General features: G+C 69.7%; 12 protein-coding genes. 2 read left to right on the top strand and 10 right to left on the bottom strand.

Annotation, left to right across the window (positions count from 1 at the left end; translation table 11 throughout):
* Positions 1 to 71: 71 nt before the first annotated feature.
* Both hisS and POF73_RS44990 read right to left on the bottom strand, forming a co-directional pair.
* The gene (gene hisS, locus POF73_RS44995) at positions 72 to 1,334 is read right to left on the bottom strand and encodes a histidine--tRNA ligase (RefSeq protein WP_272125317.1); all 1,263 of its coding nucleotides are present in this window, start codon (positions 1,332 to 1,334) and stop codon (positions 72 to 74) included.
* A gap of 11 nt (positions 1,335 to 1,345) precedes the next feature.
* Positions 1,346 to 2,053, bottom strand: coding sequence for an MBL fold metallo-hydrolase (locus POF73_RS44990; RefSeq protein ID WP_272125316.1), 708 nt, complete (start codon positions 2,051 to 2,053; stop codon positions 1,346 to 1,348).
* Between the two features lie 180 nt (positions 2,054 to 2,233).
* On the opposite strand from POF73_RS44990, the gene POF73_RS44985 reads away from it, so the two are divergent.
* Both POF73_RS44985 and POF73_RS44980 read left to right on the top strand, forming a co-directional pair.
* On the top strand, positions 2,234 to 3,076 hold the full coding sequence (locus tag POF73_RS44985) for a peptidylprolyl isomerase (RefSeq protein WP_272125315.1): 843 nt from the start codon (positions 2,234 to 2,236) through the stop codon (positions 3,074 to 3,076).
* Positions 3,077 to 3,211: 135 nt separating this feature from the next.
* Positions 3,212 to 4,441, top strand: coding sequence for a DUF349 domain-containing protein (locus tag POF73_RS44980; protein ID WP_272125314.1), 1,230 nt, complete (start codon positions 3,212 to 3,214; stop codon positions 4,439 to 4,441).
* A gap of 80 nt (positions 4,442 to 4,521) precedes the next feature.
* Here the strand turns inward: POF73_RS44980 and relA are convergent, their stop codons facing one another.
* From relA to ruvC, 8 genes are all read right to left on the bottom strand, one after another.
* A complete protein-coding gene (gene relA, locus POF73_RS44975; protein ID WP_272125313.1) occupies positions 4,522 to 7,059 on the bottom strand; it encodes a GTP pyrophosphokinase in 2,538 nt (845 codons plus the stop codon).
* Positions 7,060 to 7,592: 533 nt separating this feature from the next.
* Positions 7,593 to 8,132, bottom strand: coding sequence for an adenine phosphoribosyltransferase (locus tag POF73_RS44970; RefSeq protein ID WP_272125312.1), 540 nt, complete (start codon positions 8,130 to 8,132; stop codon positions 7,593 to 7,595).
* Positions 8,129 to 9,253: a protein translocase subunit SecF gene (gene secF / locus POF73_RS44965; RefSeq protein ID WP_272125311.1), complete on the bottom strand. Its 1,125-nt coding sequence runs from the start codon at positions 9,251 to 9,253 to the stop codon at positions 8,129 to 8,131. The genes POF73_RS44970 and secF overlap by 4 nt, the downstream gene beginning before the upstream one ends.
* A 1-nt stretch (position 9,254) precedes the next feature.
* Positions 9,255 to 11,009, bottom strand: a complete 1,755-nt coding sequence (gene secD, locus POF73_RS44960) for a protein translocase subunit SecD (protein WP_272125310.1) — start codon at positions 11,007 to 11,009, stop codon at positions 9,255 to 9,257.
* A gap of 132 nt (positions 11,010 to 11,141) precedes the next feature.
* A complete protein-coding gene (gene yajC / locus POF73_RS44955) occupies positions 11,142 to 11,642 on the bottom strand; it encodes a preprotein translocase subunit YajC (RefSeq protein ID WP_272125309.1) in 501 nt (166 codons plus the stop codon).
* 176 nt (positions 11,643 to 11,818) lie between these two features.
* Positions 11,819 to 12,889: a Holliday junction branch migration DNA helicase RuvB gene (ruvB, locus tag POF73_RS44950; protein ID WP_272125308.1), complete on the bottom strand. Its 1,071-nt coding sequence runs from the start codon at positions 12,887 to 12,889 to the stop codon at positions 11,819 to 11,821.
* Between the two features lie 138 nt (positions 12,890 to 13,027).
* Positions 13,028 to 13,633: a Holliday junction branch migration protein RuvA gene (gene ruvA, locus POF73_RS44945; RefSeq protein ID WP_272125307.1), complete on the bottom strand. Its 606-nt coding sequence runs from the start codon at positions 13,631 to 13,633 to the stop codon at positions 13,028 to 13,030.
* Positions 13,630 to 14,169: a crossover junction endodeoxyribonuclease RuvC gene (gene ruvC, locus POF73_RS44940; protein ID WP_272125319.1), complete on the bottom strand. Its 540-nt coding sequence runs from the start codon at positions 14,167 to 14,169 to the stop codon at positions 13,630 to 13,632. Before ruvC ends, ruvA begins: the two co-directional genes overlap by 4 nt.
* Positions 14,170 to 14,280 lie beyond the last annotated feature (111 nt).

Below are 14,280 nucleotides of genomic sequence, written 5' to 3'. Positions count from 1 at the left end.
GGGCCCGGGGGGGGGGGGGGGGGGGGGGGCCCCCCCCGCCCCCCCCCCCACGGAATTGAGCACTCCGGAAATCAGCCCAGTCGGGCTTCCAGTTCCGCCACGATCTCGTTGACGCCGATGGCCGACTGCTCGCCGGACTCCATGTCCTTGAGCTGGACGACGCCCTCGGCCAGGTCGCGCTCGCCGGCCACGATCGTGTAGTGGGCGCCGCTGCGGTTGGCGTTCTTCATGGCGCCCTTGAGGCCCTTGGCGCCGTAGGAGAAGTCCGTCGCGATGCCGACCTTGCGCAGCTCGGTGACCTTGGCGAACAGGACCCGGCGGGCCTCCTCACCGAGCGGAACGGCGAACACGCTGGTGGACGACGGGAGTTGGAGTTCCACGCCCTCCGCCTCCAGGGCGAGCACTGTGCGGTCGACGCCGAGGGCCCAGCCGACGGACGGCAGCGCGGGGCCGCCGATCATCTCCGACAGCCCGTCGTAGCGGCCGCCGCCGCCCACCGCGGACTGGGAGCCCAGGCCGTCGTGGACGAACTCGAAGGTCGTGCGCGTGTAGTAGTCCAGGCCGCGCACCAGCTTCGGGTCGTCCTCGTAGGAGACACCCGCCGCCGTGATCAGTTCACGGACCTCCTCGTGGTACGCCTTGCAGGCGTCGCACAGGTAGTCGCGCAGGAGCGGGGCGCCGGTCAGCTGCTGCTGCACCGACTCGCGCTTGTCGTCGAGGACGCGCAGCGGGTTGATGTCGATGCGGCGCCGGGTGTCCTCGTCCAGGTCCAGGCCGCGCAGGAAGTCCTGGAGGGCCGCGCGGTACACCGGGCGGCACTCCTTGTCGCCCAGGCTGTTCAGCAGGATCCGGAAGTTGCTCAGGCCGAGCGAGCGGTAGGCCTGGTCGGCCAGGATGATCAGCTCGGCGTCCAACGCCGGGTCCTCGGCACCGATCGCCTCGGCACCGACCTGGGAGAAGTGCCGGTAACGGCCCTTCTGGGGGCGCTCGTAGCGGTAGTAGGAGCCCGAGTACCAGAGCTTGACCGGGAGGTTGCCGGCCTTGTGCAGGTTGGCCTCCAGCGCCGCACGCAGGACGGAGGCCGTGCCCTCGGGACGCAGGGCGAGCCTGTCGCCGCCCTTGGTCTCGAAGGCGTACATCTCCTTGGTCACGATGTCGGTGGACTCACCGACGCCGCGCGCGAACAGCTCGACGCTCTCGAAGCCGGGCGTCTCGATGTAGCCGTAGCCGGAGTTGCGCAGGGGCGCGGCGATCGCCTCACGGACGGCCAGGTACTTGGCGCTGTCCGGCGGGATCAGGTCGTACGTGCCCTTGGGGGCCTTGAAGGTGCTCACGGAAGGTCTCGTCACATTCCTCGTCGGGGAGCGTCCTGGGCTCCCAGGCCGGCGGCCACCTGCCGCAGATAGGGGTTGGTGGCGCGCTCCTGGCCGATGGTCGTCTGGGGGCCGTGGCCGGACAGCACCACGGTCGAGTCGTCGAGCGGCAGGCACACGCGTGCCAGCGAGTCGAGGATCTCGGCCATGTCACCGCCGGGCAGGTCGGTGCGTCCGATGGAGCCGGCGAACAGCAGGTCGCCCGAGAACAGGATCGACGGGATGTCCGCCGCCTCGGGCAGGCCGAAGGTCACCGACCCCTTGGTATGGCCGGGCGCGTGCGCGACCGTGAGCTCCATGCCGGCCAGCTCCAGCTTGGCGCCGTCGGCCAGTTCCTTGACGTCGTCCGGCTCCCCGATGGTCAGCTCGCCCATCAGCGGCATGCCGATGGAGCGACCGAGCGCCTTCTCGGGGTCGCTCATCATGTACCGGTCCTCGGGGTGGATCCAGGCCGGTACGTCGTGCGCACCGCACACCGGGACGACCGAGGCCACGTGGTCGAGGTGTCCGTGGGTGAGGACGACGGCGACGGGCTTGAGCCGATGCTTCTTCAGCGCTTCCTCGACTCCGGGGGCCGCCTCGTGGCCCGGGTCGATGATCACGCACTCCTCACCGGCGGCGGGGGCGACGAGATAACAGTTCGTCCCCCAGGCCCCGGCGGGGAACCCGGCAATGAGCACGATCGTCCTTCGTTTGTGTCGACGCAGGTGGTTTGTCGGCGGGCTTCGCCTGACGTCAGAGCCTACCGGCGCTGCCGATTCCTCAGCGAACCCATATACGGTACGGGTCACACGCAGGCGATCGGCTCAATCGACGCACGCGTACCGGTCGACACACACGACGCATGAGGAGAGAACCCGGTGGTCAGCCAGGAACAGCGGCGGCGTCAGCTCGCCCGGGAGAAGTTCTTGCGGCAGCAGCAGCGGCGTACGTCCGCCCGACGCAAGGCGCGCATGCGCAACTCGGTGATCGCGTCGGTGCTCGGAGTGGTGGTCATCGGCAGCCTCGCGCTGTACACGACCGGGGTCCTCAAGGGCGACGGCGACAGCAAGAACGCGGGCGCGGAGGTCACGCCCAGCGCGAGCGACAAGCCCACGGACCCGTGCGAGAAGCCGGCCGCCGGCAAGGTCAAGACGGCGACCTGGAAGAAGGAGCCGGCGGTCACCATCGACAAGTCAGCGAAGTACACGATGAAGCTGGCGACGACGTGCGGTGACATAGAGATCGCACTGAAGGCATCCGCGGCACCCCATACCGTGAACTCGTTCAATTTCCTCGCGGGCAAGGGCTACTTCGACCACACCAAGTGCCACCGACTGACCCCATCCAACATCTACGTGTTGCAGTGCGGCGATCCGCAGGGCACCGGGGCGGGCGGGCCGGGCTACACCATCCCGGACGAGAACCTCAAGGACAAGAGCCTCAAGGGCAACACCTACCCGGCGGGCACCGTCGCGATGGCCAATCAGTACAACGCCCAGGCGCAGCAGGGCCGCAACACCGGAGGCAGCCAGTTCTTCCTGGTCTACCAGGACAGTCAGCTACCGCCCGACTACACGCCGTTCGGCACTGTATCCGAGGCCGGCATGAAGGTCCTCAAGAAGATCGCGGCCGCTGGAGCCCAGCCCGCAGACCCCGCGACGGGGAACACGGCACCGAACGCGACGGTCGTGATCAACAAGGCGACGGTCACGAAATCCTGAGCCCCAACTGCGAAATTTCGGTCGCGCGGGATGCGGACAGGCAACCCGCCGGTCGCCTATGTTGGCCGTGACGAAACTGTGGACGATGCCCGGGGGAGCACAAGCCCCTCACAGGCATCATGTGGAGGAGGCGCTGTGAGCAGCGACCCGTGGGGCCGCGTCGACGAGACGGGGACCGTGTACGTGCGTACGGCCGACGGCGAGCAGGTCGTCGGTTCCTGGCAGGCCGGCTCCCCCGAGGAGGCGTTGGCCTACTTTGAGCGCAAGTACGAGGGCCTGGTCGTCGAAATCGGCCTCCTCGAAAAGCGAGTGAAGACCACCGACCTGTCGGCGAAGGACGCCCAGACCGCGATCGACCACATCCGTGAGCAGGTGGACGCCCATCACGCGGTCGGCGATCTGGACGCCCTGCGGACCCGCCTGGACAAGCTGGTCGAGACGGTCGAGAAGCGGCGCGAGGAGCGCAAGCAGCAGCGGGCGAAGCAGTCAGACGAGGCCCGGCACGCCAAGGAGGCGCTGGTCGCCGAGGCGGAGGAGCTGGCCCGGTCCGACCAGTGGCGGGCCGCCGGCGAGCGGCTGCGGGCACTGGTGGACACCTGGAAGGGCCTGCCGCGGCTCGACCGCAAGTCGGACGACGAGTTGTGGCATCGCTTCTCGCACGCCCGGTCGGCGTTCTCCAAGCGCCGCAAGGCGCACTTCGCGCAGCTGGACGCGCAGCGCGAGGAGGCCCGGAAGACCAAGGAGCGGCTGGTCGCCGAGGCGGAGTCGCTGTCCGGTTCGACCGACTGGGGTCCGACGGCCGCGCGCTACCGCGAACTGATGTCGGAGTGGAAGGCCGCCGGGCGTGCCCAGCGCGAGCACGAGGACGACCTGTGGAACCGCTTCCGCGGCGCCCAGGACATCTTCTTCGCGGCCCGCAGCTCGATCTTCGCCGAGCGCGACGCCGAGCAGGCCGAGAACCTGAAGCTGAAGGAGGAGCTGGCCGAGGAGGCCGAGAAGCTCCTGCCGATCGGCGACCTGAAGGGCACGCGTGCCGCCTTCCGCTCGATCAACGAGCGCTGGGAGGCCATCGGCCATGTGCCGCGCGACGCCCGTCCGAAGGTCGAGGGCCGGATGCACGCCGTCGAGCGGGCCATCCAGGAGGCCGAGGAGTCCGAGTGGCGACGGACCAACCCGGAGGCACGCGCGCGTGCCGAGGGTCTGACCGGTCAGCTCCAGGCCGCCGTGGACAAGCTGCGGGGCCAGATCGAGCAGGCGCGCGCCCAGGGCAACGAGGCCAAGGCCGACAAGCTTGAGAAGGAGCTGGAGGGCCGCCAGGCGCTGCTCGACCAGGCTCTGAAGGGCCTGCAGGAGTTCGGCGGCTGACAGGCGGTTCTCAGGTCATACGACGAGAAGGGCCCCGTACTTCGCGTACGGGGCCCTTCTCGTGGTCTGCCTCGGCCGCTCTACGACCGGTTGCGCGCCGACGTCACGCGGTACACGTCGTAGACGCCCTCGACGCCCCTGACCGCCTTCAGGACGTGGCCGAGGTGTTTCGGGTCGCCCATCTCGAAGGTGAAGCGGGAGGTGGCGACGCGGTCGCGGGAGGTCTGGACGGCCGCGGAGAGGATGTTGACGTGCTGGTCGGACAGGACGCGGGTGACGTCCGACAGGAGTCGGGAGCGGTCGAGGGCCTCGACCTGGATGGCGACCAGGAAGACCGAGGACTGGGTGGGCGCCCACTCGACCTCAAGGATGCGCTCGGGCTCGCGGGACAGTGACTCCACGTTCACACAGTCGCTGCGGTGAACCGATACGCCACTACCGCGCGTGACGAAGCCGATGATCGGGTCGCCGGGTACGGGCGTACAGCAGCGGGCCAGCTTGACCCACACGTCCTCGACGCCCTTGACGATGACACCGGGGTCGGCACTGGAGCGGCGCTTACGGCTGCGGCTGCGGGTCGGCGGAACCGACTCGTCGATCTCCTCCGTGGCGGCTTCCTCGCCGCCGAGGGCCTGGACGAGCTTCTGCACGATGTTCTGCGCGGAGACATGTCCCTCGCCGATCGCCGCGTACAGAGCGGAGATGTCGGCGTAACGCATCTCGTGCGCCAGCGTGACCAGCGAGTCGCCGGTCAGGATGCGCTGGATCGGCAGGTTCTGCTTGCGCATCGCACGGACGATGGCGTCCTTGCCCTGCTCGATCGCCTCGTCGCGGCGCTCCTTGGAGAACCACGCCCGGATCTTGTTGCGGGCACGCGGCGACTTCACGAAGCCGAGCCAGTCGCGGGAGGGCCCCGCGCCGGCCGCCTTCGAGGTGAAGACCTCGACCAGATCGCCGTTGTCCAGGGTGGATTCGAGCGGGACCAGACGTCCGTTGACCCTCGCGCCTATGGTGCGATGGCCGACCTCGGTATGGACGGCGTACGCGAAGTCGACCGGGGTGGCCCCGGCCGGGAGCGCTATGACGTCGCCCTTCGGCGTGAAGACGAAGACCTCGTTGCGAGACAGGTCGAAGCGCAGGGACTCCAGGAACTCGCCCGGGTCCTCGGTCTCCTTCTGCCAGTCGAGGAGCTGGCGCAGCCACGCCATGTCGTTGAGGTGGTCGTCCTTGCCCTTGCCTGCCTTGGGCACGTCGGTGCGCACCTTGGAGGCGCCTGCGACGGCCTCCTGCTTGTACTTCCAGTGCGCGGCGATGCCGTACTCGGCGCGGCGGTGCATGTCGAAGGTGCGGATCTGCAGTTCGACCGGCTTGCCGTTGGGGCCGATGACCGTCGTGTGCAGCGACTGGTACATGTTGAACTTGGGCATCGCGATGTAGTCCTTGAACCGGCCGGGGACCGGGTTCCATCGCGCGTGCACGGTGCCGAGGGCGGCGTAACAGTCGCGGACCGTGTCGACAAGTACACGAATCCCCACCAGGTCGTAGATCTCCGCGAAGTCACGGCCGCGGACGATCATCTTCTGGTAGACGCTGTAGTAGTGCTTCGGGCGGCCGGTGACGGTCGCCTTGATGCGCGCCGCCCGCAGGTCCTGCTGGACCTCGTCGGTCACTATGGCCAGGTACTCGTCACGCTTCGGTGCCCGCTCGGCCACCAGCCGTACGATCTCGTCGTACATCTTGGGGTAGAGGATCGCAAAGGCGAGGTCCTCCAGCTCCCACTTGATGGTGTTCATGCCGAGGCGATGGGCGAGCGGCGCGTAGATCTCCAGGGTCTCGCGCGCCTTCTTCTCCTGCTTCTCGCGCTTGAGGTAGCGCATGGTGCGCATGTTGTGCAGGCGGTCGGCGAGCTTGATGACCAGGACACGCGGGTCCTTGGCCATGGCGACGACCATCTTGCGCACGGTCTCGGCCTGCGCGGCCTCGCCGAACTTGACCTTGTCCAGCTTGGTGACGCCGTCGACGAGCAGGGCGACGGAGTCGCCGAAGTCGCGGCGGAGCTGGTCGAGGCCGTACTCGGTGTCCTCGACGGTGTCGTGCAGCAGGCCCGCCATCAGGGTGGCCGGATCCATACCCAGCTCGGCGAGGATGGTGGTGACCGCCAGCGGGTGCGTGATGTACGGGTCACCGCTCTTGCGCTTCTGGCCGCGGTGCCAGCGCTCGGCGACCTGGTAGGCCTTCTCGATCTGGCGCAGGGTGGCGGTCTCGATCTTCGGGTCGTTGCTGCGGACTATGCGCAGCAACGGCTCAAGCACCGGGTTGTACGGGTTGGAGCGCTGGACGCCGAGGCGGGCGAGACGGGCCCGGACGCGGTTGGAGGAGCCGGAGCGGGCGGGCTGACCGGTGTTCGGGCGGGCCGCGGGCGTGTTCAGGGGCGGCTCGGGCGGCGCGGGCTTGGGACGAGCCTGGTCGGCCGGCTTGTCGACGGGCGCGGACTGGGCATGTTCGACCGCCCCGCGCGGGTCGTTCTTCGCGTGCGACGCGTTCGGCGCGGGCTTCGCCGCGGCTGCCGAGGCGGACTCGGGCTTGGCGGCGGTCAGGTGCTGGGCCTCGTCTGGCAAGAGGGCTCCTCGTGCGCGATCCGGGTCCCCCGGTCAGGCTCCGGAGACCCCATGGTAGCGATCCTGCGCCCCAGGATCGCCTTCAGGCCGATGTGAGGGCCGTCTACAGGAGAAACGCGAGAGGCCCCGGCGGGATTCCGCAGGGCCTGCCCGACCGTGTCCTGAGAGTGGCGTGAGCGTTCCCTGTGGCTGTCACAGGGCTTGCGTACGGCCCCTCGCGTACGGCCTGGAAGCACGGTGGACCGCCGGTTTCACGCCATTGGGACGAGAGGGGCACCGGGTGCGATGCGGGACGGCGGAGGCGCGGCGCGGGGTGTGGGCGGCGGTGGCGTTGGGTGGGCTGTGGTGTTCGGGGGCGCGTGAGGCATATGCGTGGGGCAAGGGGGCGCCCGTGTGCGCGGGGCGGGAGCAGTCGTGCGCCGTCTGTCGGCCGCTACGCACGGATGCCGCGCGCCTGATGTGCAGGCGCGCGGCATCGGGTGCTGCGGTGGGGTGCCCTGCGCGGGTCATTGCCTCGCGTGGGCCCGCCCGGTTCAGACGGTGAGCAGCGACTCCAGCGGGGCTCCGCTCAGGGCCGGCTCCAGGCGGGCGCGGCCGCCGAGGAAGCCCAGTTCCATCAGGACCGCCAGGCCGGCCACGTCGGCGCCGGCCCGGCGGATCAGCTGGATCGAGGCCTCGGCGGTGCCGCCCGTGGCCAGGACGTCGTCGATGACCAGGACGCGGTCGCCGGCGGTCAGGTCCTCGGCGTGCACCTCGATCTCGGCGGAGCCGTACTCCAGGTCGTACGCCTGGCTGAGGGTCGCTCCGGGGAGCTTGCCCGCCTTGCGTACGGGGATGAAGCCGACGCCCGCGCGGACGGCGACCGGGGCACCCAGGATGAAGCCGCGGGCCTCCAGGCCGACGATCTTCGTGGCGCCGGTGTTCTCGGCGATCTCGGCCAGCGCGTCGGTGAGCGCCGTGAACGCCGCCGGGTCCGCCAGGAGCGGGGTGATGTCCTTGAACATCACGCCCGGCTCCGGGTAGTCCGCCACATCGCGGATCCGGCTGAGCAGGAGCTCCTTGACCTCGGTCATCGGCGCTTCCCGGAGGGTCGGCCACGGCCCCGGCCACGGGACGAGGGCTGGTTGCGCGGGCCGACGACCGCGGGGGCGGCGTCCTCCGGCTCGTCGTCGAGCGCGTCGGCGGCGACCTCGGTGTTCGGGGAACCGCCCGGCGTGGCGGCCTGGGCACGCTTGGCGAGGACGCGCTTCCTCAGGGCCTTCATCTGCGGCTCGCGCTCCTTGAGGTCAGCGACGAGCGGCGTGGCGATGAAGATCGAGGAGTACGCACCGGCCGCGAGACCGACGAACAGCGACAGCGAGATGTCGTTGAGCATGCCGGCGCCGAGGAAACCGCCACCGATGAACAGCAGGCCGGCCACCGGCAGCAGCGCGACCACCGTGGTGTTGACGGAGCGGACCAGGGTGCTGTTGATCGAGCGGTTGGCGACGTCACTGTAGGTCCAGCGAGTCTGCTTGGTGATGTCCTTCGTCTGCTCCTTGAGGCTGTCGAAGACGACGACCGTGTCGTAGAGCGAATAACCGAGGATGGTCAGCAGACCGATCACGGTGCCTGGCGTGACCTCGAAGCCGACGAGGGCGTAGATGCCGACCGTGATGGTGATGTCGTGGATCAGGGCGACGAACGCGGCGAGCGCCATGCGCCACTCGAAGGCGATCGCCAGATAGATCACCACGAGGACCAGGAAGATCACGAGACCCTGCCAGGCCTTGGTGGCGATCTGCTCACCCCAGCTGGGGCCGACCAGCTCGCCGGTGACGTCCTTCTCCGCGACGCCCAGCTTGTCGGCCAGCTCCGCCGAGACCTTGTCGGCCTGGTTGGTGTCGATGCCCGCGACCTGGATGCGCAGCGTGGCGTTGTCGCCGCTGCCGAGCTTCTGGACGATCGCGTCGTGGCCGGACGCCTCTTCCGCGTACTCCTGCGCCTGGGAGACCGAGACGCTGGTCTTCGGGGTGTTGAAGACCGCTCCGCCCTGGAACTCGATGCCCATGTTCAGGCCGCGCACCGCCAGGCCGACGATGGCCGTGATGGTGATCAGGATCGAGATGCCGTACCAGATCTTGCGGTTGCCGACGAAGTCGTAGCCGACCTCGCCACGGTGCAGTCGGGCGCCGAGGTTGCCGAGCTTCGACATCTCACGCCTCCTTCGGGTCGACAGGGCCAGCGGCAGGACGGGCGGGACGGCGGGTGCGGCGCAGCGGCGGCTGGGCACCCAGTCGCGCGGGGTCGAGGCCGGACCAGCGGTGGCCGTTCCCGAAGAACTTGGTGCGGGCCAGGAGCGTGAGCAGCGGCTTGGTGAACAGGAAGACCACGACCACGTCGAGCAGGGTGGTCAGGCCGAGCGTGAACGCGAAGCCCTGGACCTTGCCGACGGTGACGATGAACAGCACCGCGGCGGCGAGGAAGGACACGAAGTCGGAGACCAGGATGGTGCGCCGGGCACGCGGCCAGGCCCGCTCGACGGCGGGGCGCAGGGTGCGACCCTCGCGGATCTCGTCCCGGACGCGTTCGAAGTAGACGATGAACGAGTCCGCTGTGATGCCGATGGCGACGATGGCACCGCAGACGGCCGGCAGGTTGAGCGCGAAGCCGATGGCCGGGCCGAGCAGCGACATGAGCGTGTAGGTCAGGGCCGCGGAGACCAGCAGCGACAGAAGCGCGATGATCGACAGACCGCGGTAGTAGACCAGCAGATAGATGACGACCAGGGCGAGACCGATCGCACCGGCGATCAGACCGGCCTTCAGCTGCTCACCGCCGAGCGCCGGGGACACCGTGGTGACGCTGTCCTCACTGAAGGTCAGCGGCAGGGCACCGTACTTCAGCATGTTGGCGAGACTCTCGGCCGACGCCTGGTCGAAGCTGCCGGAGATCTCGGCGCTGCCGCTCAGGGCCGTCCTGACGTACGGGTCGGAGACGACCTCGCCGTCCAGGACGATGGCGAACTGGTTCTGCGGGGACTGGTTCTTGGCCAGCTTGCCGGTGATGGCGGCGAACTTCTTGCTGCCGGCGGACGTGAACTCCATGTTCACGGTCCAGCCCGCGGCGTTCTGCGCGTTCCAGACGGCCTTGGCCGAGTCGACGTCCGTACCGTCGACCTCGGCGGGGCCGAGGATGTACTTCTGCCACTGGTCCTGCGAGTTCTTGCCGCAGGCGACGGTGGGCTCGGAGGGCTTGACGCCGTCTCCCGCCGTGGCGCGGACCGCCTTCTTCGTGCAGTCCAGCGCGGCGTACTGCGCTTGGAGCTTGCTGCTCGCCGCGTCGCCGCTCGGGCTGGCGCTCGCGGACGGGGAGGCCTTGTCGGAGGCGCTCGTGGACGGCGTGCTGTCGGCCTTCAGGGCGTCGGTGACCGCGCGGCCCTGGGTGGTGGAGCTAGCCGAGGGGCTGGACGAGCCGGAGGGGGTCGCCTTTTCCTTGTCGCCGGAGTCGCCCGACGCGCTGCTGGAGGCGCTCGGCGTCGGGGTGGGCGTCGCGCCGCTGCCCGAGAGTTCGGTGACGAGGACCGGGCGGAAGTAGAGCTTGGCCGTCGTGCCGACCTGGTCCCGGGCTTCCTTGGAGTTCGTGCCCTTGGGGATGTTGACGATGATGTTCTTGTCGCCCTGGGTCTGAACCTCGGACTCGGAGACACCCAGACCATTGACGCGGCGCTCCATGATCTGGACCGCCGTGTCCATGTTGGTCTTGTTGATCGCGGATTCCTGGCCGGGCTCGGCCTCCGCACGAAGCGTGATGCTCGTACCCCCGGCGAGGTCGATGCCAAGACGCGGAGTGGTGTGCCCCGCGGCGAACATCCCTCCGGTGAGCGCCGCGATGGCGATCAGGATGAGGGCCAGCGAGCGCCCTGGCTTGCTCTGGGCGCTCGCGTTCCGGCCCTTCTTAGGTGCTGCCACCTTCTCGTACTCCCTCTCGGGCCGCCTCGCGCCAGGTCAACGGGCTGACGGCCATGACATGGTGTCGGGACTCCGTGCGAAGTCGGCATGCCCCAGGGCGCGCGGGCGTGGCCCGCGCGCCCCGGAACATGGCTACTTCGCCTCGGTGTCGCCGTCGGTCTTCTTCGGCTCGTCGTCCGCCTTGGCATCTGCGGCCACGGCGTCGTCGGACGGCTCCTCGGCCTCGTCCTTCTCGTCCTTCTTGCTGAAGTCGACGGCCTTGTCGTCGGAGGCGGCGGCAGCGGCGGGCTCGTCGGCCTCGGTGAGGGAGGAGGCGTCGTCCGGGACGACGTCGGACTTCAGGTCGTGCTCCACGCCGTGCACGATGCGGTTGTACTCGTCGTCGGAGAGGACGGCACCGATCGCATTCTTGGCGAACAGGAGATCCACGCCCGGGCCGGCGTCAAGGAGGACGGTGTCGTCGCTGACCTCCTTGACCGTGGCGTACATGCCCCCGATGGTGCGGACACCGGATCCGGGCTGCATGTGGTTCCGCATGTCGGCGGCCTGCTGCTGCTTCTTCTTGGCCGACCGGGTCATCAGGAACATGGCCCCGATGAGCACGATGAACGGGAGGAGGGTCACGAGACTCACGGGTCGGAACTTCCTTCACACGACCGCGAATGCTGAGCGGCCTGATGGTTGGGGGTATGTGTGCCGCCGACAAAGGCGGCATCGGCGGAGTCTAAGCGAGTCCGCGCGCATGGAACAACGCTCAGCATTGCACCAGGGTTCCTGCTCCGGCCACTGAGCTCGCCGTCACCGTGCCATCACGCCCCGAACAGGTCCTGTTGTCCGTTTCCGGCAGCTGACGAGCGGGGCGGGGTGAGGCCGAGATGGGCCCATGCCGCAGGGGTGGCGACCCTGCCGCGCGGCGTTCGGGCGAGCAGGCCCTCCCTCACCAGGAAGGGTTCGGCGACCTCCTCCACGGTCTCACGTTCCTCCCCCACCGCGACAGCGAGCGTGGACAGGCCGACCGGGCCGCCGCCGAACAGCTTGAGCAGGGCCTCCAGGACCGCGCGGTCGAGACGGTCGAGACCGCGGGCGTCGACCTCGTACACGGCGAGGGCGGCCTCGGCGATGTCCCGCGTGATGATGCCGTCGGCCTTGACCTGGGCGTAGTCGCGGACGCGGCGCAGCAGGCGGTTGGCGATACGGGGCGTGCCGCGGGAGCGGCCGGCGACCTCGGCGGCGCCGTCGGTATCGATCTCGACGTCGAGCAGGCTCGCGGAGCGGTGGATGACCCGCTCCAGCTCGGCGGGCTCGTAGAACTCCATGTGCGCGGTGAAGCCGAAGCGGTCGCGCAGCGGGGGCGGCAGCAGGCCCGCGCGCGTGGTGGCGCCGACCAGGGTGAAGGGGGGCAGTTCGAGCGGGATGGCGGTGGCGCCCGGGCCCTTGCCGACGATCACGTCGACGCGGAAGTCCTCCATCGCCATGTACAGCATCTCCTCGGCGGGCCGGGACATGCGGTGGATCTCGTCGAGGAAGAGGACCTCGCCCTCCTGGAGGGAGGAGAGGATCGCGGCGAGGTCGCCGGCGTGCTGGATGGCGGGGCCGCTGGTGATGCGGATGGGGGCGCCCATCTCGGCCGCGATGATCATCGACAGGGTGGTCTTGCCGAGGCCGGGGGCGCCGGAGAGCAGCACATGGTCGGCGGTGGCGCCACGCGCGCGTGCGGCGCGCAGGACGAGGTCGAGCTGTTCGCGGACCTTCTCCTGGCCGATGAACTCGTCCAGGTCCTTCGGGCGCAGCGCGGCCTCGACGGCCTGGTCCTCACGGTCGGCGGACGCACCGACGAGCCGCTCGGGGGCGGGGGTGTCGGTGGTGTCGTCCCAGTTCACTGCGGTTCTCCTAGTGATAACGCGCCGGGCGGTCGGAGGCGGCCGGGGTTGCGGGGCTTGTCCCCCGGAAGCCACAGCATGGAGTGTGCCTCGGGGTTCGCGGTGGGTGGCGTACGCGGGCGGCGTCAGGGCCGTCGATCAGCGGGCTCTGTTCAAGGTCTGCAGAGCCGCCTTCAGCAACTGGCCCACCTGCGGTGTGCCCTCGGCGGCCTCGGCCTGCGGGGCCACCGCGGCGACTGCTTCGTCGGCCTCGCGGGTCGCGTACCCGAGGCCGATCAGGGCCGCGTGCAGCTGGTCGCGCCAGCCCTGGGTGACCGGAGCGCCCACGGCAGGCGCGCCGATGGGCTCGCCCAGGCGGTCCTTCAACTCAAGGAGCAGCTTCTGGGCGCCCTTCTTGCCGATGCCGGGGACGGCGGTGAGCGACTTCTCGTCGGCGGTCGCGACGGCTCGGCGCAGTGCGTCGGGCGAGTGCACCGCCAGCATCGCCTGGGCCAGGCGCGGGCCGACTCCGCTCGCGGTCTGAAGCAGCTCGAACGTCTGGCGCTCGTCGTCTTCCGCAAAGCCGTACAACGTGAGGGAGTCCTCGCGGACCACCAGTGAGGTGTGCAGCTTGGCCGGCCGGCCGAGGCGCAGGGTGGACAGCGTGTTCGGCGTGCACTGGACGGCCATGCCGACCCCGCCCACCTCGACGACCGCGGCGTCCGGAGCGAGTGCGGCCACTGTGCCGCTGACGAAGGCGATCATGCCGTACGGCCTTTCGGTGCTTTGGCGTTGTGCAGGGCGACGGCCTGCTGGAGTCGGTTCTGCGCGGGGGCGCGCCAGATGTGACAGATGGCGAGGGCGAGGGCGTCGGCCGCGTCGGCCGGCTTGGGCGGGGCGCTGAGCCGCAGCAGGCGGGTGACCATGGCGCCGACCTGGGCCTTGTCGGCGCGGCCCGAGCCGGTGACGGCGGCCTTGACCTCGCTCGGGGTGTGCAGTGCGACGGGGATGCCTCGCCGGGTGGCGCACAGGATGGCGACCGCGCTGGCCTGGGCCGTGCCCATCGCCGTACGGACGTTGTGCTGGCTGAACACCCGCTCCACGGCGACGAATTCGGGCCGGTACTCGTCCAGCCACTCCTCCAGGCCCTGCTCGACGGCGACGAGGCGGTGTCCCAACTCGGCGTCCGCGGGCGTACGGACGACTCCGACGCCGAGCATGGTGAGCGGGCGTCCGGCGACGCCTTCGACCACCCCGACACCGCATCGGGTCAGCCCCGGGTCCACCCCCAGTACGCGCACCAGCGCCCTTCCCTCCCTGCGGCTGAGCCGCCGCCGCTCTCGCGGACCTGGCTGTGCGCCGTCCGGGTTCCCCAATTCATGGTTGCGGTCCGTGGACGGCGATCTTTGACT

The sequence above is a fragment of the Streptomyces sp. HD genome (genome assembly GCF_028369295.1).
Classification (GTDB): domain Bacteria; phylum Actinomycetota; class Actinomycetes; order Streptomycetales; family Streptomycetaceae; genus Streptomyces.
The sequence above is the reverse complement of the archived record's forward strand: the minus strand, read 5'-3'. Positions and strand labels throughout refer to the sequence as shown.

What these genes read in the sequence shown, in the direction of transcription:
- POF73_RS44970 (WP_272125312.1), bottom strand. Translation starts at nt 8,132, where the DNA reads ATGACCGAGGTCAAGGAGCTCCTGCTCAGCCGGATCCGCGATGTGGCG.
- secF (WP_272125311.1), bottom strand. Translation starts at nt 9,253, where the DNA reads ATGTCGAAGCTCGGCAACCTCGGCGCCCGACTGCACCGTGGCGAGGTC.
- ruvA (WP_272125307.1), bottom strand. Translation starts at nt 13,633, where the DNA reads ATGATCGCCTTCGTCAGCGGCACAGTGGCCGCACTCGCTCCGGACGCC.